The organism is Trichocoleus sp. AS-A1 (genome assembly GCF_039962015.1).
Classification (GTDB): domain Bacteria; phylum Cyanobacteriota; class Cyanobacteriia; order Cyanobacteriales; family FACHB-T130; genus FACHB-T130.
Map to the genome: position 1 here is coordinate 1 of NZ_JAMPKG010000043.1, position 21,938 is coordinate 21,938.

General features: G+C 46.5%; 24 protein-coding genes. 15 read left to right on the forward strand and 9 right to left on the reverse strand.

Features of this window, described 5'->3' with window-relative positions; genetic code table 11:
* Nucleotides 1–95 precede the first annotated feature (95 nt).
* From NC994_RS23735 to NC994_RS23750, 4 genes are all read right to left on the reverse strand, one after another.
* On the reverse strand, nt 96–302 hold the full coding sequence (locus NC994_RS23735) for an SAM-dependent methyltransferase (RefSeq protein WP_190434920.1): 207 nt from the start codon (nt 300–302) through the stop codon (nt 96–98).
* Nucleotides 303–374: 72 nt separating this feature from the next.
* Nucleotides 375–1,028, reverse strand: coding sequence for a Uma2 family endonuclease (locus NC994_RS23740; RefSeq protein WP_190434925.1), 654 nt, complete (start codon nt 1,026–1,028; stop codon nt 375–377).
* Nucleotides 1,018–3,084, reverse strand: coding sequence for an AAA family ATPase (locus tag NC994_RS23745; RefSeq protein ID WP_190434926.1), 2,067 nt, complete (start codon nt 3,082–3,084; stop codon nt 1,018–1,020). Before NC994_RS23745 ends, NC994_RS23740 begins: the two co-directional genes overlap by 11 nt.
* Nucleotides 3,081–3,254 (reverse strand): hypothetical protein, encoded by a 174-nt coding sequence (locus tag NC994_RS23750; protein ID WP_190434928.1) that lies wholly within the window; start codon nt 3,252–3,254, stop codon nt 3,081–3,083. The genes NC994_RS23745 and NC994_RS23750 overlap by 4 nt, the downstream gene beginning before the upstream one ends.
* Before the next feature lie 215 nt (nt 3,255–3,469).
* Between NC994_RS23750 and dndE the strand changes: the two genes are divergently transcribed.
* Nucleotides 3,470–3,877, forward strand: coding sequence for a DNA sulfur modification protein DndE (dndE, locus tag NC994_RS23755; protein ID WP_190434929.1), 408 nt, complete (start codon nt 3,470–3,472; stop codon nt 3,875–3,877).
* Nucleotides 3,878–3,882: 5 nt separating this feature from the next.
* On the opposite strand, the gene NC994_RS23760 is transcribed toward dndE, so the two are convergent.
* Nucleotides 3,883–5,103, reverse strand: coding sequence for a class I SAM-dependent methyltransferase (locus NC994_RS23760; RefSeq protein WP_190434930.1), 1,221 nt, complete (start codon nt 5,101–5,103; stop codon nt 3,883–3,885).
* An 11-nt stretch (nt 5,104–5,114) separates the two neighbouring features.
* Nucleotides 5,115–6,122 (reverse strand): PfkB family carbohydrate kinase, encoded by a 1,008-nt coding sequence (locus tag NC994_RS23765; protein ID WP_190434934.1) that lies wholly within the window; start codon nt 6,120–6,122, stop codon nt 5,115–5,117.
* Between the two features lie 201 nt (nt 6,123–6,323).
* Between NC994_RS23765 and NC994_RS23770 the strand changes: the two genes are divergently transcribed.
* The 6 genes from NC994_RS23770 (at nt 6,324) to NC994_RS23795 (ending at nt 11,565) form a co-directional block, all read left to right on the forward strand.
* Nucleotides 6,324–6,599 carry a LuxR C-terminal-related transcriptional regulator gene (locus tag NC994_RS23770; protein WP_190411022.1) on the forward strand — a complete coding sequence of 92 codons (276 nt, stop codon included), beginning with the start codon at nt 6,324–6,326 and terminating at the stop codon, nt 6,597–6,599.
* 402 nt (nt 6,600–7,001) lie between these two features.
* Nucleotides 7,002–7,595 (forward strand): PD40 domain-containing protein, encoded by a 594-nt coding sequence (locus tag NC994_RS23775; protein ID WP_190434938.1) that lies wholly within the window; start codon nt 7,002–7,004, stop codon nt 7,593–7,595.
* A gap of 386 nt (nt 7,596–7,981) precedes the next feature.
* Entirely contained in the window at nt 7,982–9,448 is a 1,467-nt protein-coding gene (locus tag NC994_RS23780; RefSeq protein WP_190434941.1) for an ATP-binding protein, read from the forward strand.
* A 161-nt stretch (nt 9,449–9,609) separates the two neighbouring features.
* Complete coding sequence (locus NC994_RS23785) at nt 9,610–10,269, forward strand: DUF6391 domain-containing protein (RefSeq protein WP_190411025.1); 660 nt, start codon at nt 9,610–9,612, stop codon at nt 10,267–10,269.
* Between the two features lie 81 nt (nt 10,270–10,350).
* Entirely contained in the window at nt 10,351–10,728 is a 378-nt protein-coding gene (locus tag NC994_RS23790; RefSeq protein ID WP_190411026.1) for a photosystem I reaction center subunit IV, read from the forward strand.
* A 3-nt stretch (nt 10,729–10,731) separates the two neighbouring features.
* Nucleotides 10,732–11,565: a DNA-formamidopyrimidine glycosylase gene (locus NC994_RS23795; protein ID WP_190434942.1), complete on the forward strand. Its 834-nt coding sequence runs from the start codon at nt 10,732–10,734 to the stop codon at nt 11,563–11,565.
* A 212-nt stretch (nt 11,566–11,777) separates the two neighbouring features.
* Here the strand turns inward: NC994_RS23795 and NC994_RS23800 are convergent, their stop codons facing one another.
* On the reverse strand, nt 11,778–13,220 hold the full coding sequence (locus NC994_RS23800; protein WP_347276547.1) for a methyl-accepting chemotaxis protein: 1,443 nt from the start codon (nt 13,218–13,220) through the stop codon (nt 11,778–11,780).
* A gap of 535 nt (nt 13,221–13,755) precedes the next feature.
* Here NC994_RS23800 and NC994_RS23805 point away from each other — a divergent pair.
* On the forward strand, nt 13,756–13,971 hold the full coding sequence (locus tag NC994_RS23805; protein ID WP_190411028.1) for an NAD(P)H-quinone oxidoreductase subunit O: 216 nt from the start codon (nt 13,756–13,758) through the stop codon (nt 13,969–13,971).
* A 692-nt stretch (nt 13,972–14,663) separates the two neighbouring features.
* A complete protein-coding gene (locus tag NC994_RS23810) occupies nt 14,664–16,484 on the forward strand; it encodes a right-handed parallel beta-helix repeat-containing protein (RefSeq protein WP_190434944.1) in 1,821 nt (606 codons plus the stop codon).
* Between the two features lie 303 nt (nt 16,485–16,787).
* On the opposite strand, the gene NC994_RS23815 is transcribed toward NC994_RS23810, so the two are convergent.
* Nucleotides 16,788–16,910 (reverse strand): photosystem II protein Y, encoded by a 123-nt coding sequence (locus NC994_RS23815; RefSeq protein WP_190411030.1) that lies wholly within the window; start codon nt 16,908–16,910, stop codon nt 16,788–16,790.
* A 121-nt stretch (nt 16,911–17,031) separates the two neighbouring features.
* Nucleotides 17,032–17,586, reverse strand: a complete 555-nt coding sequence (locus NC994_RS23820; protein WP_190434946.1) for a gamma carbonic anhydrase family protein — start codon at nt 17,584–17,586, stop codon at nt 17,032–17,034.
* Between the two features lie 126 nt (nt 17,587–17,712).
* Here NC994_RS23820 and NC994_RS23825 point away from each other — a divergent pair, with 126 nt between their 5' ends.
* The 6 genes from NC994_RS23825 (at nt 17,713) to NC994_RS23850 (ending at nt 21,908) form a co-directional block, all read left to right on the forward strand.
* On the forward strand, nt 17,713–18,222 hold the full coding sequence (locus tag NC994_RS23825) for a TIGR02652 family protein (protein WP_190411032.1): 510 nt from the start codon (nt 17,713–17,715) through the stop codon (nt 18,220–18,222).
* A 136-nt stretch (nt 18,223–18,358) separates the two neighbouring features.
* On the forward strand, nt 18,359–18,811 hold the full coding sequence (locus NC994_RS23830) for a VOC family protein (protein WP_190430292.1): 453 nt from the start codon (nt 18,359–18,361) through the stop codon (nt 18,809–18,811).
* Between the two features lie 304 nt (nt 18,812–19,115).
* The gene (locus NC994_RS23835; RefSeq protein WP_190434947.1) at nt 19,116–19,871 is read left to right on the forward strand and encodes an energy-coupling factor ABC transporter permease; all 756 of its coding nucleotides are present in this window, start codon (nt 19,116–19,118) and stop codon (nt 19,869–19,871) included.
* A gap of 43 nt (nt 19,872–19,914) precedes the next feature.
* Nucleotides 19,915–20,304 (forward strand): PDGLE domain-containing protein, encoded by a 390-nt coding sequence (locus tag NC994_RS23840; RefSeq protein WP_190434948.1) that lies wholly within the window; start codon nt 19,915–19,917, stop codon nt 20,302–20,304.
* Between the two features lie 19 nt (nt 20,305–20,323).
* Nucleotides 20,324–21,097, forward strand: coding sequence for a cobalt ECF transporter T component CbiQ (gene cbiQ / locus NC994_RS23845; protein WP_190434950.1), 774 nt, complete (start codon nt 20,324–20,326; stop codon nt 21,095–21,097).
* A 25-nt stretch (nt 21,098–21,122) separates the two neighbouring features.
* Complete coding sequence (locus NC994_RS23850; RefSeq protein WP_190434952.1) at nt 21,123–21,908, forward strand: ATP-binding cassette domain-containing protein; 786 nt, start codon at nt 21,123–21,125, stop codon at nt 21,906–21,908.
* Nucleotides 21,909–21,938: the final 30 nt, after the last annotated feature.

A 21,938-nucleotide genomic window follows, 5' to 3' on the forward strand; every position in this document is an offset into this window, starting at 1 on the left:
TCACCTGGTGTAGTTGAGTCTAAGTTTTTTGTCATGAAACCGCCTCACCCTTCGAGGTAGATTGCATCTCTCTAGTATCATATTTACACCCGAATTTAGATGCGCTTACCCTGTTGGTCAATGCCCTGTAATTCAATATAGCGGGATACCTGACCAATGTAGTCTCGTAACTCGCGAAAAACGGTTGGGAAATCAGGATATACTCCGGCACAAACTTTGGCTGCTTCCACATCAATTGGGAAGTAATGAGAACCGCCAAGCCAATAATCGATCATCCGGGCTGTGTTGGGAGAAACTTCCATTCCTACTCCTTTCGCGGATAAATTTGAAAAAGAGCGAGCGCTCTTTTTATCCTCTTTTGTTTGACTGCATTTTTAGCTAAATGATTGTAGCAGCCAGCGAGTAATTGCCCCATCATCCTCAGATTGGCTGCGTTGCAGTGCTTCTTCAACCAGAGAAAGCGTCAATCCCGATAATACCAACGACTCCTGGATTTCGCCACTCCGCCCATCGGAAATTGAGAATGCGATCGCATCCCCAGTTTCTACATCAACAACCCAATATTCAGATATTCCTAATCGTTCGTAGAGTAAACGTTTTCGCCCTAAATCATCATTAAGTGTTGTTGCCGCAATTTCCACTACCAATGTTGGGGGTTCAAACTCATTCAAGTCAATTGGAGAATTTGAACGCGGTGGAAATACAAATTTTGAGCCAATGTAGAAAGCAGAATCAGGTTGACATTCGCCTGCCCCTGATTTCCTGAAACTGGTATTAACTAGTTCCTTAATCCGAATATTCCTGACTGCTGCATAAAGACTCACTACCTTAGACATGATAGAATTATCCTGCCCGTGACTGGAACCAATTGGCATTGTTTCAATCCTCATGTAGCCCCGATCGTAATAAAACCTACCATTTTCATAAGCAGGATTATCAGCTAGTACAATAAATTCTTCCCAAGGTGCTTTTATCCACGTATCTGTCACTAAATTCTGTTGTACAGCCGCTGATGAACTAGAAATCATAATCCACCTCTACAATCTCGGTATATTCAAACTCGTTAGGACTTTGCCTAACTAAATCGTAATCGTTTCCGTTTAATTCAATCGAATCTTTTTCGCATTCCGGCTTAGAAGAGTAATAAGTCAATACATATTGCCTACCAATCCGAGTAGCGATTTCTGCGGCTACTTCACCGCGCCATTGAGTTTTAGTGACTAAAACCACTAACTGATTTGCTAATCTGGGAATCGTCTTCGCAATTTGCCGCCGATAAATTTCATCCAAACTTCCGAAGGGAGAATCCATCACAATTGGAAACGTGCTGCTATCTGGTACCATCAGCATTTCCTTATGACTCCACTCGCGAACCCTATCGATAATGCTACCGATAAACGATAAGCTGAGAATTTGATTTTCTCCCGTAGAAGCGGCGACGGGTGACTCTGAACCGGCGGTATTTTCTACTAATGTTAGCTCGTATTTTTCACTAAGCTTTGGGATATAGGGAGTAAAGGAAATTTCGCTAAATATTTCTTGTACTCGCTTTTCTAGCTGCACGCGAAACTGTTGATCAAGACGCGATCGCACTTCGGTTAATCGCTCAATTGCATCCTTGGTTGCAGCAATTCGTCGCTGGGCTAGCGCTTGCTTTGCCTCATTCATCTCATGTTTGGCAATTTGCTTCCCTAAGCCTTCAACTTCAATTTGAATATCAGCAATCTTCTGTCGATTTTCCCCTTCTTCTAGGGTTAAATCTCGAATTTTTGCTTCAATTTCATCTAATCGCTTTTGGAAGTTGCGAATTTCCTCACTGGGATCTTTCCTTAACTTCTCTCTAATTTCATCTAGTTGCGTTTCTATTTGAGAAATGGTTTGTCTACACTGAGTAATATTCGCTTGCTCTATATCCACCTCTTCCCAAAATGCCGGTGCTTGCTTATCAATTTCATCTACTTGGGCACTCATGCGAATCGCAGTTTCCTCAACAGCCGCAATTCCTGCTTTATCTAACCAGGTTTCAACACTTCCATAAGCAGCAGTTCCCTCATGCAATTCCGTACCGCAAATACAGCGTTGCTGATATAATAAATTTGTGACAAACTGCCGATCAATTCCAGATGGTAACTCGCCTCGCTGTCGCAAATTATCAATAATTGTTCGGAATGCTGCTGTTGTCTCGGATAATAAAACTGTGTAGCCTTGGGTTGAAATAGCCCGTTTTAATGCTTCCTGGCTTCTTTTGAGATTTTGTTGATTTACGGCTTTCTGTTCTTCCAGAGATTTTCGTTCTTCTTCTAAACTTTTAGCCGCATCGAGTTCCCGTAACTGATTGCTAATTTCTTTTTTAAGCGTCTGTTGAGCTGCTAACTCTTCCCCAATTTCAGTTTGACGATTAGATAAGCGATCGCTTTCTTTTTCTCTCTGCTCTTTCTTCTTTAACAACTGCTGAGTTTGAGAGTCGCCAATCGCTTTTAACTCAGCTTCTAGCATTTTTCTTGCGTTTCCCAGATGATTGATAGCACGAGTTAAAACTTCGACTCCCAAAAGTTTTTTCGTCGCTTCGGCGATTTCCTCTTTTTTTTCGGAGCGGACAATTTGCTCGATTCGCTCTCCATCAAAAAAGAAATACTGATGCAAACTTTCGGGTAATATTCGCCCAATAATATCTTCCGGATGTTGGGTAGGTAATCTCCATATTCCATCATCCCCGGCGATTTGCATATACAACTTGCTTTCGCCTTTCTCGATGGTTGCACCCTTATAAGCGCGACACTCGCGTTTTGCTCGGTAGCGTTTATCGTTATGTTCCCAAGTGACTTCTACCCAGCATTCTACCGGAAAACCTGATTTGGCTTCTGCAAGCGATCGCTTATTCACCAACTGCTCTTGTGAAGCAAAAGCAGCACTGAATTTCTCATACAATACCCACGTAAATGCATTTAACAGCGTTGTTTTTCCCGCACCATTATTGCCGTGGATAATCGTAGTATTTTCTTCCTCTCCACAGGAAAGCAAAATTTCTGGAGTCTTACCATAAAATTGCCGAAAATTGCATAATTTGATGGAAGTTAGCTTCATCGCACCACTTCCTTCACAATTGTCAAAATATCATCATTGATATTGCGCGGTTGTTTCATGTAGAGCTTATCTTTCTCCGCCTGTAATACTCGCTCAATGATTTGATAAACTTCTGATGGAGCTGTCGTAATTGGCTCCTGTACATCATTTAAATAGGGTTCTTTCGTCACTTGGCTTACCACCCTGCAAATAAACTCTATTTTATTTCTAAACCCAAAGGTACGCAAAGGTTAACTTTAAAAGATATTTTGTTAGAGAATTTTTACTGAATTGCGGTTTAATGTAAAGAATTAGAGGAGGCTCCGTGCTTAGCACTCCTTGGAAGCGATCGCTTTCGGGCGAGTAAGCCTCAAGTTTTATCGTTTAAGGCTCTATTTAAAGACTGATGGAACCACCCATTGACCGCATTCGCCTGTCTCAAACAGCCAAAGATCAGCTAAGTAAGCTCAAGCGCAACACCAAAATCGATCAGTGGAATATTCTTTGCCGCTGGGCATTTTGTCGCTCTTTGGCAGAGCCAACAATCCCTTCGCCGGTGCCAATTATAGGAGATAGTAATGTCGAAATGACTTGGCGTGTCTTTGGTGGAGAACTGTCTGATATTCTGTTAATTGCCTTAAAGCAGCGCTGCTACAACGATAGATTAGGAACCGATCGGGAGACTTTGGCGACTCAATTTCGCCTGCATTTGCATCGCGGGATTGGTTATTTAGCAGGCGATCCGAACATCAAGAAAATTGAAAATTTAATTGAAGTTGCTGAAACAATTAAAAATGAAAAAGCAAATTTTTAATTGTTTTATGGCATCGTCAAACCTTTGAGGTTTAGCTTTCTCTCTTCCTCGCTTAGCCCTTTGCACTGCACCAGTACGCCAAAACCACCCAATCCCGTTGGATCGATGAGCTGGTGTAGGGCGTCACGACGGCGCAGTACATCCATAATGCTTTGCTGCTCGGCAATCGGGCGATCGCTATGGGAAAGGGCAGCAATGCGATCGCCCAATCCCAGCGCCATCAGAAACAACGCCTGTTTCGTAAAACCCACCCATGCCAAGCCGCATCGATCGCCCCAACGCTCCAAAGCGGTAAAATCCACATGAGCGGTGATATCCTGTTGCCCAATCTGCACGTAAGGATCGTTATGGTGCCGATGCTGGTAATAACACTGAAGCGTCCCCTGACTCCGCTGGGGATTGTAATATCGAGCTGCTGGGTAGCCGTAGTCAATCGTCAACAAATATCCGCGCTTCAGCTTGTCAGCAACTGTACTCAGCCAATCCTGAGCAGCTAGATTAATCTCGCTGCGATAGCCATCTGCATAGGCAGCAGAGGGCAACTCAATCCCTACTAAATCAAAATACTCAGCCAGTTGAGGCGTGGAAAGTTCGCCAGTTACTTCCTCAAAATGGGTTCCATCTGGCGTAGTGACATAAATTTCTTTGAGCTTCCCTTGCGCGATCGCAAACTGATGCACCGGCAATGCATCCACCAACTCATTAGAAAAAAAGCAGCCGGTGATGGAAGCGCTAGGTATCTCCTCCAGAGAACACCACCTGACGGGTGTAGCGCCTTGCGTTTGGGCGAATTCTGGGGCGAATATTGGGGCTAATTTCTGCAACACCTGCTGCTGTTGGGAAATTAGCCCCGCGGCCTTTTCAACGATCAGGTACTCTAAGGCATTAAAGAATGCTGGATGATGCTGGTGTAAATGCAGCAGAATATCTGCTGCTAGGAGTCCTTGTCCCGCCCCCATTTCCACAAGCGTAAATTGCGCCGGACGTCCCAAAATGTCCCACATTTGGACAAATTGCTCAGCCAGCAGTTCGCCAAAGTCGGTACCCAGATTGGGAGCGGTAAAAAAATCACCTTCCGGCCCAATGTTGACGGCGTTTGTGGCATAGTAGCCGTAGTCCGGCTCGTACAGCACCCACTCCATATACTGAGCAAAGGTAATCCGCTGGTTGGGACTGTTGGCAATTCGCTCACCAATCAAGCTCAAGAGCGATTCAGACTCGTGCATCAACGATTCTTTCAACCTTCAACCTTTACCGTTTTGAGGAAGTCTTCCACTTCAGCCGCCGTTGGCTGTGCAGCGATCGCTCCCGGCTTCATTGCGGTGATCCCACCCACTGCATTTGCATAAGTTACCACCTGCTTTGCCATTTCAGCATCAGCGAGATACTGAATGCCGTGTTTGCACAACTGATCGATGAACCCGGCAAGGAACCCATCCCCCGCGCCTGTGGTATCGACCACCTTGACGGAAAAAGCTGGCACCTTGTCTTCATTCCCGCCCAAGCAGTAAGCACAGCCTTTTTCTCCGGCTGTAACTAACACGCCCTCTACTGAATCCAGACGGTAAGCGATCGCGCCAGCATCGGTGGTTTCAAATAACCATTCAGCTTCTTCGTCAGTGATTTTGAGGAAATCGACGTGCTTAATAAGTTCCTGAATCATCGGCTTGGAATCGCTGGGATCGGGCCAGAACATATCGCGCCGATTCACATCTAGCACAATTTTGACATTGTACCGATCTGCCAGTTCCAGGGCTTTCGTAATTGCCGCTCGCGCATCAGGATAAGCTAACTCCAGGCTTCCCAGGACGAGAAAATCAGCGTTTTCAAACAAAGCTTCTGGCAATGCAGACGCTTGTAGGTGCGTATCGGAAAATTCTGTCGTGTCACGAGTTTCTTTTGCAGAAGTGGAACTAACGCCAAATGCGGCAAACTCTCGTTCGCCTGATAGCGATCGCACTACATAAACTTGCCGCGTCGGTGCGGTGTCATGGCGCTGCACGCCCGTACTATCCACACCCACTTCCTGCAACAACTGCACCAATCGATCTCCCGGCTGATCCTTACCTACACAGCCGATAAATCCAGAAGGGGTTCCCAACTTGACCAAAGCACACGCCACATTTGCGGGTGCGCCGCCCGGATAAGGCGTCCAAGATTCGACATCTTCAAGCGATCGCCCCAATTGATCGGCTAGACAATCAAACAAAATCTCTCCGAGGCAGAGAACGCGGGGATGGGTCACAACTGCACTCCTTGTCAACATGAACTCAGCCTACCAGAGCCTCTACCCCCTAGATCCGGATATTCACAGAAGCTCAAGATGATCCCAGCCTTTTTGAGGTGGGAGATATTGTCTCAATCCCAGTCACGAACGGGCTTACCCCCAAAGGATCTTCTAAAATTAAAGAGATAGTAAGTAGATATAACTAAGGAAAAAATACTTATGGCTGGTAGCGAGACTTATACCCCCGCGACACTCTCCGAGCGAGAACTGCAAATCATTGAGCTAGTTGCTGCTGGCTTAACGAATCATGACATCGCCCAAAAGCTGGAAATCAGCAAACGAACCGTGGATAACCACATCAGCAATGTATTGACAAAAACCAAGACTGACAATCGGGTGGCGCTGCTACGCTGGGCTTTGCAATGGGGCAAAGTTTGTATCAATGAAGTCAACTGCTGTACCTTGCCCACACCGGCGGATGAAGTGATTTCCTAAGCGAGCAACCGGGAAACCCTACGAAAAAAGACAATCGTCAAAAGACAATCGTCATTAGTCATTGGTCATGGGTTGTTGGTTATGGGTTGTTGGTCAGTCAATTATTGCGAATTGTACGGATAAGCGAATTCATGGCGAATTGTCAACTGCTTTTCAATTCGACTAATAGCTGATTCGCTAGCAAACGAATCAATCAGGGTCGCGGATTCAATAACCTACATCCCTTCACCTCGTAGATTGGGTTAAGCGATCGCGTTACCCAACGCTACATTCAGTACTCTGGTTGGGTGGTCGTAACATCAAACGCCACATCGAAAGGGCGGGGGGAATCTCCGCCCTTTTGACGTACTTCCCCGACCAGACTGAAGTTATTTAATATCTATTCCGAAAAACTAATGACAAATGACTAAACACAAACGTTATCTGCCAGTTTTAGCAGTTGGTTTATTTGCCGCCTTGAGTGGATGTCGCGATCGCGGCTTGCTCACTCCACCTCCGCAACTGCTGGGAGCCTCCCTCAACAGCTTAGCCGCCGAACAAGAACCCCGGTTTTCTTACGATGGTCGCTACCTCGTCTTTACCTCAAGCCGCCAAGCCCATCGCGGCGTCTATCTTTACGACGTTCAGCGCCGTCGCCTTATCCCTCTCCCCGGACTCAACCAAGCGGGTGTCATCCACGAACAGCCAGATATCAGTGCCGATGGTCGCTACATCGTCTACATCTCCGAGGAACGGGGCAAACCAGATGTTTTCGTTTATGACCGCCAAAGCCTGCAATCTGAGGTCATTACCGACAATATTCTCGGTGAAGTCCGCCGTCCCACCATTAGCGGGAACGGTCGATTTATTGCCTTTGAATCCAATCGTTCCGGGCAGTGGGACATTGAAATTTACGATCGTGGCCCCGGTGTCGAATTATCCTTACCCACCAGCCGTTCGGCACCTCTAAACAGCCCTGAAGTCCCCGCCTCACCCACACCAGCGGCTCCCAATTGATGGACGCATCTAAATTAAAGTTAAATAGCAGGGGTTGACCTGCTGTAGAGACATGATTAACCGCGAGTCTTCTGCAACCCTTCTAAATTTGGCTGACTCGGTAACTTTACGCTTCGTTTGTGATAAATAAACCGATGCTCTAGAAGTTCTTGTATCTGCGATTACGTTCCAACTTAACACTGACGATTGCTTTAGGCATAAGTCCGAAAAAACAATCGCGATCGCGGACGATTTTTTACAATCGGAATATTGATTAAAAATCACTTATCATAAAAATAATTTTACTTGATAAATCTAACTAAATAAATCATGGTAAACCAAATTTCAACGTAACTAGGGAAATTTTTCCTAGAAAAGTGAAATGTTCTTGTTGATGAATGCTCGCAATGCTTAAGGAAACCGAATCAGCTTCTTCTTTGGAACAGCCATTAACCGTCTTACTCGTTGACGATCAAGCTCTGGTCGGTGTAGCAATACGTCGGATGCTTGCCACTGAAGAAGATATCATTTTTCACTATTGTAGTGAACCGACTCAAGCAATTCAAATGGCGACAGAAGTTGCTCCAACAGTCATCTTACAAGATTTAGTAATGCCCGAAATTAACGGGTTACTGTTGGTGCGATTTTTTCGGGCTAATTCCGCAACGCGAGATGTTCCGATTATTGTACTTTCAGCGAAAGAAGATCCAGCAGTCAAAGCGGAAGCCTTTGCTCTGGATGTAAATGACTACTTGATAAAACTGCCAGACAAAATTGAGCTAGTCGCTCGTATCCGCTACCACTCCAAAGCCTATCTTAACTTTATCAAACAGGCTCGGTTGCACGCTCAAGTAGAAGCACAAGTCGAGATGCTCAGCGAGAAATCTCGACAACTGACTGAAGCCTTAACACAACTGCAAAATACTCAAGCTCGGCTCATTCAATCTGAAAAAATGGCGAGTTTAGGTCAACTGGTTGCCGGTGTTGTTCACGCCATCAACAACCCAGTTAATTTCATCTACGGCAACCTCACTTACTTAGATGAATATACTCAAGCTTTATTGGATTTGTTAGTAGTTTATCAGCAAGAATATCCTCAGCCGTCTTTAAGGATTCAGGAACAAGCAGAAGAAATCGATCTAAATTTTCTAATTGAAGACTTGCCCAGAATGTTGTCTTCCATGAAAGTAGGCGCTGACAGAATTTGTCAGATTGTTTCGAGTTTGCGTAACTTCTCGCGCTTAGATGAATCAGCGATGAAGCCGGTCAATATTCATGAAGGAATTGAGAGTACCTTACTAATATTGCAGCATCGACTGAAAGCCAAGACAGAACATTCGGGAATTCAGATCCTCAAAGAGTATGGGAATTTACCCCCGGTAGAGTGTTATGCCGGACAACTCAATCAGGTGTTTTTGAACATTCTCAGCAATGCGATTGATGCCTTGAATGATTATGACAAAGAGCGATCGCCTGATGAAATCCGAAACCATCCCAGCCGGATCGTCATCCAAACCTCAATTGTCAGCACTCAGGGTTCGGCGGTCAGCGAACACACAACTGACAATCAAACAAATAATCAACAGGACGCACACGGCACAGTGGTGCCCCTAGTTGCTGATAAAGTAGCGATTCGGATTATCGATAATGGGCCGGGTATCGCTTCCGAAGTAAAGTCACGCATTTTTAATTCTTTTTTCACCACTAAAAATGTGGAAAGAGAAACCGGGCTGGGATTAGCCATCAGCTATCAAATTGTCGTTGAGAAGCACGGTGGAAGCTTGCAATGCTTTTCAGAGCCAGGAAAAGGAACAGAATTCGCAATCGAAATTCCCATTCAGCAGCCTGCTCATCAATCTACCTTGCTGGAGTAGCCTTTCAACAACTCAACCGACAAAATCCCAACGTGACCGGCTTTTGAGCGCGAGTAGTACGAGTGGCAATCTCACAAAAATTTGCAACGGCTCAAAGGCGTAAACGCTAAAGTTGAAAAACATCCCAGTTAATCTATCTGCTTTTGGAGTAGTTCTACTCTATGACTACTGCTTCTGCTTCTTCTCAGACTGGCAACTTCTGGAGCTTTGACTGGAGCTTTGACTCCCCAGCTCCTCAACCGACACAAGATGCCGATCTCCTCAGGACCCTGAACTTTGTTCCTGGGCTAAAGGAAATCCTGATGCTGCGTCAGGTTCATGCCTTAGAACACGCCACGGTTTGGGTCTTGAGCGACACCTGTAACTCCCCGAACGCCAGGGGTGTATCAACCTCCAGGCAACTAGATAACAACACTCTAGGAGGTCTTTCCACCGACCAAGGATTTTACCTCTACGGTCAAGTCAACAGCGCTGATTTGCATCGTGCTGTTCGCACTGCCCTCCGGCGCATTACCCGTGGAGAATGGAACCTCGCCGTGCATCCGCGTTGCGGCACGAATTTGTCAGTCGGGATGCTTGTCACCGCCGGACTCGCCTTGGGTATCCATCTCGTCCTGCCTCGTGGCCCCATTGAGCAACTTTTGGGTTTAGGCATCGCTACCACCGCTGCTGCCCAATTAACGCCCGATCTGGGCGGTCTTGCCCAACAATACATTACAACCTCCATTCCCTTTAATTTGGCGATAGAAGACATTTCGGCAACGCCTGACATCTGGGGTCGTCCCGCTCACTTCGTCCGACTGCGTTGGATCGAACAGTAATAAAACTTAAAGACTGGGAGGCTCAGCAGCTCCCGATCGAGTAGTACGCTGTACCTTAATGACGTAAGGGAAAAAACACTTATGGTTCAACGTGGTTCAAAAGTTCAGATTCTCCGCAAAGAATCTTTCTGGTTTCAGGATACTGGGACTGTTGCTTCCATAGACCAGAGCGGCATCAAATACCCAGTGATTGTCCGTTTCAATAATGTCAACTACGCTGGCGTTAATACCAACAACTTTGCCATGAACGAAGTGGTAGAGGTTGAAGCACCCAAGGCAGCAGGGAAGAAACCCACTACTGCCGCTTCCGGTGGCAAACAAACCACCATCGACGAGCGGACTCGCAGAACAGGTCAGGGCAACCGAGTTCTTGATGGGAAGGCCAGCGCTGCACCAGAGTCTGGAGAAGGTAGCTCAGTTGTACAAGGCTCTCCCAATCAGGGAACTGACTCACGTTAAGTTGTGCCAGAACTGCCTGAAGTTGAAACAGTTCGCCGGGGTCTAAATAAATTGACCCTGAATCAGGAAATATGGGGTGGCGATGTGTTGCTTGAACGCACAATTGCCCACCCCCTTTCCTCTGTAGATTTTTTGGCTGGGCTTGCCGGTTCAGTTATTACTCAGTGGCACCGGCGTGGTAAATACCTGCTGGCAGAACTCTCCTCATCTGCTTGGTTGGGCGTTCACCTGCGGATGACGGGTCAGCTGCTGTGGATTGATCCGCAGGAATCACTCCAGAAACATACGCGAGTGCGGCTGTTCTTTACCAGTGAGAAGGAGTTGCGCTTTGTTGACCAGCGAACCTTTGGCAAGATGTGGTGGGTACCGCCAGGAACAGCGCCAGAAAGCATCATCACTGGTTTACAGGTTTTAGGTCCCGATCCCTTTTCCACAGCGTTTTCCGTGGAGTACCTGGCGCTGGCACTGCAAAATCGCCGCCGTCCCATCAAAACTGCCTTGCTGGATCAATCGCTGGTGGCTGGAGTCGGCAATATCTATGCCGATGAAGCGTTGTTTCTCAGTGGTGTGCCACCTAAAACTCTTTGCGCGGATCTGAAATTAGCTCGAATTGAGCGTTTGAGAGGGGCAATTATTCAAGTGTTGCAAGCCAGTATTGAGGCTGGGGGAACGACTTTTAGTAACTTTCTCAACGTGCAGGGCGTTAACGGCAACTATGGCGGGGTCGCCTGGGTTTATAACCGCACGGGTGTCCCCTGTCGAGTTTGTAGCACACCGATTGAGCGCATTAGATTAGCCGGACGCTCCGCGCATTTTTGCCCCCAGTGTCAGGGCTAGAATGTCAGCCCTATATAGCAGTTCTCACATTGTTGCAACACACTCGGAACCTCACCCCTAACCCGCTCTCCGCAAGCGGAGAGTGGCAGTATTGAACCCTTCCCTGCTTGCGCGGAGGGGCAGGGGTGGGGTTAAACGGTACTGCGTCCAAACGAGAATTGCTATAAAATGCAGATGGGCAGGGGTGCCGAGGGGAGGGAGTTATCAATTAGCTAGACAATTGACTTCAGGTTTAGGGCTGCTTCGTTAAGGTTTTGGGTGCCCGCTTTGGTTTGACCGATTCCACTTGCCGTTTCTTTTGCTCCCTGGTGGAGGACGTTCATGGCATCAACGACTTGTTGAATCGCGATCGCTTGTTGTTGGGCACTCAAGGCAATTTGTTGGCTGTTTGTAACTACATGGTTGATGGCGTTCGTCATCCCCGTAAAGGCGTCCGCAGTTTGATGAGAGAACTGTACCCCGGCTTCCACCGTCTTCGTGCCCTCCGCTGTCACTTTTACGGTTGAATTAATCGCGCGTTGGATGTCAACGACGAGGGTGTTGATTTCTTGCGCTGACTTCTTGCTTTGATCGGCGAGTTTCCGAATTTCCCCCGCCACCACCGCAAATCCCTTACCATGTTCTCCAGCCCGAACCGCCTCTACAGCAGCATTCAGCGCTAGCATATTTGTCTGGTTCGCGAGATCGCTTACCAAGTTTGTAATGTTGCTAATTTGATGAGTTTGTTCGTTCAATTGCAGAATTTGAGCTGCGATCGCTTCTACCTTCTCGCTGAGCATCGCCATCCCTCCCAGAGTTTGCTGCACGGCTTCGGTTCCCCCTTCTGCTAACATCAGAGCCTGACGCGCCCCCGCAGAGGCTGCTGCGGCTTGTTGCGCCGATTGCAGGGAAGAAGTTCCCAACTCATCCATCGTTGTAGTAGTTTGATTTACCGAACTGGCTTGAGAGACAGCGATGCGTTCTTGCTGTTCAACGGTGCTAGCGATCGCTCTGGAAGAGTGCGCGATCGCATCGACGATCTCATTAATCTGCTGGCTGATGCGCGAAGCGATTAACGAACCAATTCCCAAAGCAAATATTGCGGATAATGCGGCACCGAGCCAAACTACAATCGTGAGCCAGTACATCGCAGTATCTTGTTGTTTAGCTTGTGCCGCTAACTGATAATTTGCTTGTTTAAGCATATCCTCACGCCAGTCATTAATTCCCAGCATTCGTATAGACTTCGTTAACTCAACAGCCTCGGCAATCTTACCGCTATCGAGCAAGTTGAATATCTTTCTAGACGCCTCATCAATTTTCTGACCCGCCTCAATAATTTTAGTCAAATTTTCTCGTTGCTGAGGGTCTTGAATCTCTCCCTCTAAAAATCTAGATGCTTCTCGAAATAACTTAATTCCTTCTTCGTAGGTTTTCTCGTAGCTTTTCTCCTTGGGGAAAACCACATGACCTCTAGTATTCCGTACCATTACGGATATTCCAAGAATCATTTCATCTATTTGTATAATATTGTTTTGTATGGATTTGACCTCTTCCGCAACTTTAGCGACTTTGTGAATGTTGTAATGCACCACTCCAGCCACGCCCATTGCCAATAAAATTGGAACAGAATATCCTAGCAAAATGCGGGACTTCAGTTTTAATGGCTTATTCACCGAGTTACTCCTTTCCTGGCGACTGGCTGCTAATTGCCTGTTTGAGTGTTATTGATTACTGAGATAATCTAAGATAACTTGGTTCAGTTTAAAATAAAATAATTAGTTAGAAAAACTTTTAATCTTGCAAACCAAATGTACTTCTATATTTAGTATTAATATATTTATTAACTTAGCTCATTTTATTTCGATTAGTGCAAAAATTCTCAATGATTTACGAAACTAGCTTCGGGGTGTTATTGAACCACAAGCCGCAAAGAGCAAATAGACGTCCGCGTTCGTGAACTGGCTTTGAAAGAGCGAGCGTTTAGACGATGTTTGAAAAGTATCAAAAGTTGATATTATCTGTTTATCCCGCCTTAGAAAGGGGATAATTCAGCTCAAATTCCTTCTTTTCAAGGGGGATCTCCACCATCTAAGCGTCTCAATTAGGACTTTTTCAGGCATCCTCTAAGTAAATTTGCTTTCAGATGATTTTCCCGCCCTCATAGAAACTAAAATAGTGATGAACTAGACACAAGGGCAGAACAAAAATATGGCAGTCAAAAGTGGCGATTTGGTTCGTGCTGTGCGAGAAAAATTAGAAAACAGTGTGGAAGCGCAAGCTAGCGACTCGCGCTTCCCTTCCTACATATTTGAAACCAAGGGTGAAGTTGTACAATTGCGGGGTGACTACGCACTCGTCAAATTTGGTCAGGTGCCAGCACCAAATGTCTGGTTACGTGCCGATCAGCTAGAACCCTTTAAGTAAACTCAACGGGTAGCTGCAACCTTGTAGGGAGACGAACCTCTAAGTAAGGTTTTAGCTTAGGGAGAGCCGACTTCCGTGGGCGGGTTGAAAATGTCCCTGTTGACAGATGACGTGCTGTACAGGCAGTTATCACCCGCCCTTACCCTCAACGCTAACAATTCGCTAATGATTGCAATAGAGCGGTTTTCTAAGAGCAACACCGCTTCGCTACCGCGTCCACCAACTTTCAATGAGCGAGAAAAACCCTTCAGTAAATTCTCGTTCCGGAGACGCTGAAGTTTTTTGATCGTCCGAATTTTTACGGATTTCAGTAAAGCTCCAGAGGGCTATGATGTACCGCATACTAGGCTCTATTCTGAATCGTTTATTTAAGCACTTTTAGTAGCCGATTATCGGGAGAAAGGAGATTGGTTCAGCTTGCTTTTTTCTGGCTTTTGACCTAAGTTTTTAGCCGAAAATTAATACAATTTTCGGCTAAAAATACCTTAAATTATTAAACCATATATGGTATTTCCACAATGAATTATTTAAATAAAAACTTTCGTATTGCTGGGAAGTTATTTTCAATTTTTGTTACAGTATTCTGCCTAGTTTTGATAAGTAGCAAAGTAAACTTACCTGGTTCAGTCTCTGCACAAGACTCAAAAGTTTACTATGTATCGCCCTCTGGCGCAGATTCTAATTCAGGAACTTTGTCTAAACCCTTTCAAAATATTCAAAAGTGTGCCAGTGTAGCGACGGCTGGATATACCTGTTTGATTCAAGGCGGGATTTATCGAGAAACTGTTATCCCCGCTAATTCTGGAACTGCGGGAAAACCCATTATTTTTAAAGCTTATCAAAACGAACAAGTAACAATTAGCGGTGCAGATCCGATCTCTAATTGGACTCTGCACAATCACCCCAGCGGAAAAGTCTACAAAGCAACAATGAACTGGGATTTAGGTGAAGGGAATAACCAGGTTTTTGTAAATGATGAAATGATGGTCGAGGCTAGATGGCCTAATATTAACAAAAACCCAGCACAAATTACCAGTAAAGACAAAGCGATCGCTGATGGTGGTTCAATTAGCAACCCAAATGCTGCTGACAATTCACGAGTCAGCGGCACAATTTTAGATGAAGCTTTAAGTGACTTTCCTACTAGTTTTTGGAATAACGCCAAAGTCAATCACGTTCCTGGTCCAAATTGGGCACCCCATACCAGCACGATTACCAGTCACACCCCTAAAACTATTAATTTTAGCGACTATCAATATTATGCAAACTCTCTAGGCTATGCTCCAAAAGCGGGTAATTACTACTATATTTGGGGTAAATATGAAGCTTTGGATGCACCAAAAGAATGGTTTAGAGATGCTTCGGGAAATTTATATCTATGGACGATAGACGGAAGCAATCCTGCAAGCAACCGTGTAGAAGTCAAAAAAAGGCAATGGGCATTTGAGATTAATAATAAATCTAATATAAGCATAGAAAATATCAATATTTTCGCGGCAGGCATCCACTCAAATAATAGTTCAAATATTTTAATTAATAAAGTCAAGCTTTTGTATGGTTCTAATTTCGCAGTGATTCCCCATCTTTGGTACGACCAAGGAGCGCCAGCTATTTTATTGGGAGGAAATAATAACGAAGTAAAAAATAGCGAAATTAGGTATGCGGCAGGAGCGGGAATTAGAATTGAAGGCAATTCGAGTAAAATTACTAATTCTATTATCCACGATACAAATTACTCCGGCACTAGCAGCGCCATCCATATTAAAGGCGCAGTCAATGCAATTATGTACAACACCTTATTTGATTTAGGAACTCCGGGCGCGATCAATATCAATGAATTGACGCAGGGCAAGGTGATGTACAACGAAGCATTTAATATGGGGCGGCAAAATAGCGACGGAGGTACGGTGCAGGCATGGGGACATGATGGCAAAGGGACTGAGATTGCCTATAATAAAATTCACGATAGTCAAGCAGAATACAACCCCAGTTTGCATTATTTTGGCAGCATGGGAATTTATTTAGACGGCAACAGTTCTAACTATGTAGTGCATCACAATGTTCTGTGGAATATTCCCAAGCATGGGATTGCGATTAACAGTCACGGCACTCCCTGTCTAAATACAAATAGGCAAGTGTATAACAACACTGTAGATGGAGAGATTTGGTGGGAACCGTCTCGATCTAATATGAAAGGTACTATCCTCAAAAATAATATTGCTAAAGAATTTAAAGATACCCAGTCCGCAGGGGGGATGACAGTGGAAAACAATATTGTCATGGAAAAAGATGCGGCAGGTCAAATCACTGTTCCCGATGTACAGTTTGTAAATAGAAGCAACCACGACTATCAACTCACTGCTACTTCTGCGGCTGTAGATAAAGGTGCGGTCATTTCTCCTTACACCAATGGATTTGTAGGGAAGCAACCAGATATTGGCGCTTTTGAATACAATAAGAAACCGTGGACCGCTGGTGCCGCGATCGCTCAAGAAGATTTGTCTCTGAAATAACATTCTCCGCACTGATAGGGCGGATATTCTTCGTTCAACGATTCGGCTTGCCAATCTCCTGTTCGCGAAGCGGCGCGTCAGCGGAGCATTCGGAGCTAAAATCCCTCGGAACCTCAACCCCCAGCCCCTCGACCTCCACGGAAAGGGGAGAATAGAATATTGAAACCCTCCAAGAAGAGCGGGGAGGGGCAGGGGTAGGGTTAGGTGGTACTCCTTGTCCAGTCTTCTCCACCAAGAACCCCCTCGATCCTCTCAGACTAAGGGGAACAAGGGGGTTACTGCTAATTACTTGTATCGTCTCGTTCAGGATCTGTTGAGAAAACCCTGAATTTGTTTCAGAGCATACGGAAGAATATTAAACCCTGCCCAGCCTGCTGCTGCGATAATTGGCAGCAAAACGATTAACACGCGCCAGTCAAACTCCATTGAAGTTTCCTCTCTTATTGCTTAAAGATTTTTGAACAATTCTCATATTTTATTTTTAGGCATCGGGGGACAGTTTGATACAATCCCTTGACTTATCCGGACTCCCTAACTTTCCCAGACATCAATGGGGCGTCGTAAATCCCAGATCCGTCCCCTTGCCTGCATGAACCAAAGCTAGCTTCTCGTAGCGCCTTGCGTGTTCGATCAGTTCTGCCGTCTCAACCTCAAAAAGTTCGCGCACCCGCTTGGCAGGCATCCCCACCATCAGCGACAAAGGGGGCACGTCCTTCGTCACCACACAACCAGCACCGATAAGACTCCCAGCACCCACGCGCACGCCATCTAGCACCACTGCGCCAATGCCAATCAGGCAACCGCGTTCAATATGAGCTGAATGAATCACAGCGCGATGCCCGATGGTTACATGATCTTCCACAATGGTTGGCTTGCCGGGATCGCCGTGCAAAATCGCCCCATCCTGAATATTCGTCCGTTCTCCAATTTCAATGCGTTCTACATCTCCTCGCACCACAGCCCCAAACCAGATGCTGACCCCCGCACCAATCTTTACCCAACCCATGACAACGGCATTCGGAGCGACAAAGGCAGCTAAGGAGAGATCGGGGCTAGGCCAATAGGAATTATCGGCACCGAAGGACGGGTTTAAATTACTCACACGATGCGCTCAGTGACTCTACAAAATAACCACACTCTTTATGCTGAGGGCGAAGCTTCACCTACACAGATATAATAAAGCCACTGGCACCGTTGGACAGATACATAGAATGCCGATACACACTCCATGATGAATCCAGGCTTACAGTACCCGATCTTTGGGCCGGAGATTCACTGCCCCCATTGCCGCCAAACGATTCCGGCCTTGACGCTGACGGATACTTATCTGTGTCCGCGTCATGGTGCCTTTGAGGCAGATCCGAAGACTGGTGAACTGATTCATTTACAGTCTGGGCGTCACTGGCGTCGGTGGAGTGATGAATGGTACCGGCAGCACACCCATCCGGATGGGATTCGGTTTGAGATTCACGAAGCCCTAGACCGGCTGTATACTCAAGGCTACCGAGCGACGCGAGTCATTATTGCCAGTCGTTATCGGGAGTTAATTAGTGCTTATCTGGAACGCAGCACCCCGTGGCGGGGGCAGTCAGATCCGCCGAAACCCAGGCTGTACGGATTGCCGGTAGAATTTAGCCCGGAACCGGAAGAAGAACCCTGCTGGGAAGTGATTAATTTCGATTTGGAAAAAGAACCGGGTATCCCTGTGAGATATCCTTATTTTCGGTTGTTTGAATAATTTCGTTCGTGATTAGTCATTTGTGATTAGTCATTGGTCATTTGTGATTAGTTATTGTCAATTGGGTAAAGACTGGCAGACGATCGCGAAGGACTAAACACTAAGGGCTAAAGACTGATCGCAAAGGACAAAAATCATGCATCATGTTTCGATCCGCACCGCAAATATTCATCGTGCGATCGCTTTCTACGAACATCTGGGATTTACTGTCTGCGAACGCTTCACCGCCGGGATCACGCTTGCCTGCTGGATGGAGGGTAGTCTCGGACGCATTGAATTAATCCAGATTCCGCAACCGAAACCCGCCCCTGACGCTTTTGGAGATGAGCATTACGTCGGGTACTACCATTTGTCTTTTGATATCACCGATACCGCATCTGATTTGCCGAGTTGGTTAAATTCTTTAAAAGAACGCTTTGATGAGGCAGCACAGACTTCTCCAGAGCAGTTTTTTCCCCTGAAGGTACTTTTAGAGCCAACGCAGCAAATGATCGGCTCAAGCGTCTACGAAGTCGCTTTCATTGCCGATACCGACGGCTTACCCCTGGAATTTATTCGCGTTTTGAGCAGCAGCGGCTCGGCAAATTAAGTGTTATTAATTGGGGAAATGATGTTGTAGGGTAGCCCCTGCAACATCATTTTTTGATTTCGCAATGTCCTGACGCGCAGATGCGATCGCTTATACACCTTGCAATCGCAGATTTTCTGAATCTCAGTCTTAGAGAGGAGGAGTATTCCTTCAAATTATGCCAAAAGTAACAGATTTCTTCACCATACAATGATTAACTTAAAAATCCTCAATGCCCCCCTATCGCATTGCTTTTTTTGAAAAATTTATGTTTTATTAGAGGGTTGGATTTATTAAATAATCTGGCAGTAAAGGACAATTTTTAATGATAATTACAGCCCCGCTCCCTAGTATTGTCTCCTCTGGCTTACTGCACTGGATAATACAGCCGCAGTTAGCCTTGCACATTCCAGATGGCTTCTTGAGCTTGCCCGTTAGCCTCGTGACATGGGTACTCGCCATCGGACTGATTGCACTCGCCCTCAATCGAGTGCAGGCTGACTACCAGGAACGGGCAGTCCCGCTGATGGGTGTGTGTGGAGCCTTTATTTTTGCCGCCCAAATGATTAATTTCCCGATTCCAGGGGGCACCTCCGGGCACCTGCTGGGTGGGACGCTCGCGGGAGTTTTACTTGGCCCGTGGGCAGGATCGCTCGTCATGGTGGCAGTCTTCATCGTCCAGGCAGTCTTGTTTCAAGATGGTGGACTGACTGTGCTAGGAGCCAACATCACCAATATGGGTCTCATTGGCACCTTTGCGGGTTACTACCTCTACAAAACAATTCGGTTTGCCTTAGGACGGGATAACTGGCGGGGAATGTTAGTGGGTACGGCAATTGCAGCTTGGGCAAGCGTGTTTATTGCCTCAATTTTGACAGCAGTACAACTAGCTTTGTCCGGAACAGTGCCCTTTGGGGTAGCCGTAGGGGCAATGGCATTTTGGCACGTCCTAATCGGCATTGGAGAATCACTGATCACCGTCGTAGCAGTGAGTTATGTATGGCGATCGCGTCCCGATCTGTTGTTCGATCCACCCCGCCGAGCTGTTTCCACTGCATCTCGTTCGCTGTCACAGCGTTAAGCACTGCGTGCATCTAGTTATATAGGAAAGGGATTAAACGTTTATGAGTAGCAACCTCTCACGGGAACGCAACCGGGCTTTTGTCATCACTGGATTGGGTGTTGCCCTGCTGATTGCAATTTTTTTGTCTCCATTCGCTAGCTCAGATCCAGACGGATTAGACCGAGTTTCTCAGGATCTAAAGTTTGAGGATAAAGCAGCCGAAGAAGCACCCGCCCAAAAACTCCCCTTTTACGCTGTTTTTGAAGAATATGCCCTCAGAGGCGTACCAGAAGGACTCGCCACACCCTTAGCCGGTTTGATTGGAACCTTAACAACATTTGGTTTGGCTTGGGGCATCGGCAAGCTGGTGGTTCGCAATTCTGTTTCATCTTCCTCAGACTATGAAGTCCCCTCGTCCTCAGATAATCCAGATGACCCCCTGGATAGCTAAGAACTAAAGCGTAAAGCGAATGCTGCTGCACATTATTGCCGTTCAACTAGATGCCGATAGCGATCGCAAAACTCCCTGGCACTCATTAGCACCCCGGACTCGAATCCTGTGTACGCTACTGCTTGTATTTGCGATCGCCCTGACGCCAAACGGACGCTGGTGGACTTGGGCAATCTATGGGTTAGGCGTGCTAGGCGTTGTTCTCCTGAGTCGGGTGACATGGAGCATCCTGCTGAAGCGAATCGCCGTTGAGTTTGCTTTTATTGGCGTTGTACTGCTAGGCACTTTGTTTCGGGACGGCGGCGAGGTGTTGTGGTCTTGGGGAGTGCTACGGATTACTACCGTCGGGCTGATGGTTTTGGGTAGCGTGACCCTCAAAGCGCTGCTTTCGCTGATGATGCTAAATGTGCTGACTTTAACTACTTCGGTTGCAGCGCTCCTGAATGGATTAGTCGCCTTGCGAACCCCACCCCTATTGGTGGCGATTCTAGCATCCATGTATCGCTACATTAGCGTCCTGATTGGGGAAGTTAACGCCATGCGTCGGGCAGCAGCCTCTCGCAACTTGATGGGCAGCAACCACTGGCAACGTCAGGTGATTGGCAACATGATGGGAACGCTATTTATCCGTACCTATGAGCGGGGGGAGCGGGTTTATCAGGCAATGCTGTCGCGGGGTTATCAAGGACTACCGCCTGTCGAGAAGGTGCCGTCGGGCGGACGCCACGACATTGTGGCTTTAACCTTAACCGTAATTTTGGCATTGCTGGGACAAGTGGTTTATTTATTCTAAAAATTTTTAATTTTTAATTGTTGCTATGCACCATAATCCAATATTTATCGAAAATCTTAGCTATATCTACCCTGATGGAACTCATGCACTCAGGGGAATTAATTTATCGATTAAAGCAACGGAACGAGTGGCATTAATCGGAGCCAATGGTTCGGGAAAATCCACTTTGCAGTTACATCTGAATGGAATTCTCTTACCCGAAGCGGGAGAAATCATCATTGGAGAATGGCCTGTCAGAAAGGAGAATTTGCAAAAAATTCGGAATTTTGTGGGGCTGGTATTTCAGAATCCAGATAATCAGTTATTTATGCCCACAGTTTGGGAAGATGTTGCCTTTGGTCCGATGAATCAAGGCTTGCGAGACAAGGAACTTACCGCACGAGTGCTTCAGGCGATGGCAGCGGTGGATATCGATCCAGAACGCTATGGACAGCGGAATACAGATAATTTATCTGGAGGCGAAAAGAAGCGGATTGCGATCGCAGGCGTGCTGGCAATGAACCCCCAAGTGTTGGTATTTGACGAACCCTCGGCTCAGCTAGATCCCCGTTCTCGTCGCCAGTTGATCGAGTTGTTAAAAAGCTTGCCGCTGACGCAACTGATTGCCACCCACGACTTAGATTTAGCCTTGGAGTTATGCGATCGCACGGTAGTCTTGAGTCAGGGTCAGGTCGTCTACGATGGTGCAACTGAGCAGGTGATGAGCGATCCTGACTTCTTAGTTCAGCACTCTCTAGAGTCGCCCCTCTGCTACAGTCGCCCTTACTGCCAGCTTGAAGATGCGCCGGTTAAAAAGCGCGTTCTTGTTTGAAATTTAATACTTTTCGGTGAATTACCGATA

What these genes read in the sequence shown, in the direction of transcription:
- NC994_RS23735 (WP_190434920.1), bottom strand. Translation starts at nt 302, where the DNA reads ATGGAAGTTTCTCCCAACACAGCCCGGATGATCGATTATTGGCTTGGC.
- NC994_RS23740 (WP_190434925.1), bottom strand. Translation starts at nt 1,028, where the DNA reads ATGATTTCTAGTTCATCAGCGGCTGTACAACAGAATTTAGTGACAGAT.
- NC994_RS23745 (WP_190434926.1), bottom strand. Translation starts at nt 3,084, where the DNA reads ATGAAGCTAACTTCCATCAAATTATGCAATTTTCGGCAATTTTATGGT.
- dndE (WP_190434929.1), top strand. Translation starts at nt 3,470, where the DNA reads ATGGAACCACCCATTGACCGCATTCGCCTGTCTCAAACAGCCAAAGAT.
- NC994_RS23760 (WP_190434930.1), bottom strand. Translation starts at nt 5,103, where the DNA reads ATGCACGAGTCTGAATCGCTCTTGAGCTTGATTGGTGAGCGAATTGCC.
- NC994_RS23770 (WP_190411022.1), top strand. Translation starts at nt 6,324, where the DNA reads ATGGCTGGTAGCGAGACTTATACCCCCGCGACACTCTCCGAGCGAGAA.
- NC994_RS23775 (WP_190434938.1), top strand. Translation starts at nt 7,002, where the DNA reads ATGACTAAACACAAACGTTATCTGCCAGTTTTAGCAGTTGGTTTATTT.
- NC994_RS23780 (WP_190434941.1), top strand. Translation starts at nt 7,982, where the DNA reads ATGCTTAAGGAAACCGAATCAGCTTCTTCTTTGGAACAGCCATTAACC.
- NC994_RS23785 (WP_190411025.1), top strand. Translation starts at nt 9,610, where the DNA reads ATGACTACTGCTTCTGCTTCTTCTCAGACTGGCAACTTCTGGAGCTTT.
- NC994_RS23790 (WP_190411026.1), top strand. Translation starts at nt 10,351, where the DNA reads ATGGTTCAACGTGGTTCAAAAGTTCAGATTCTCCGCAAAGAATCTTTC.
- NC994_RS23805 (WP_190411028.1), top strand. Translation starts at nt 13,756, where the DNA reads ATGGCAGTCAAAAGTGGCGATTTGGTTCGTGCTGTGCGAGAAAAATTA.
- NC994_RS23815 (WP_190411030.1), bottom strand. Translation starts at nt 16,910, where the DNA reads ATGGAGTTTGACTGGCGCGTGTTAATCGTTTTGCTGCCAATTATCGCA.
- NC994_RS23825 (WP_190411032.1), top strand. Translation starts at nt 17,713, where the DNA reads ATGATGAATCCAGGCTTACAGTACCCGATCTTTGGGCCGGAGATTCAC.
- NC994_RS23830 (WP_190430292.1), top strand. Translation starts at nt 18,359, where the DNA reads ATGCATCATGTTTCGATCCGCACCGCAAATATTCATCGTGCGATCGCT.
- NC994_RS23835 (WP_190434947.1), top strand. Translation starts at nt 19,116, where the DNA reads ATGATAATTACAGCCCCGCTCCCTAGTATTGTCTCCTCTGGCTTACTG.
- NC994_RS23840 (WP_190434948.1), top strand. Translation starts at nt 19,915, where the DNA reads ATGAGTAGCAACCTCTCACGGGAACGCAACCGGGCTTTTGTCATCACT.
- cbiQ (WP_190434950.1), top strand. Translation starts at nt 20,324, where the DNA reads ATGCTGCTGCACATTATTGCCGTTCAACTAGATGCCGATAGCGATCGC.
- NC994_RS23850 (WP_190434952.1), top strand. Translation starts at nt 21,123, where the DNA reads ATGCACCATAATCCAATATTTATCGAAAATCTTAGCTATATCTACCCT.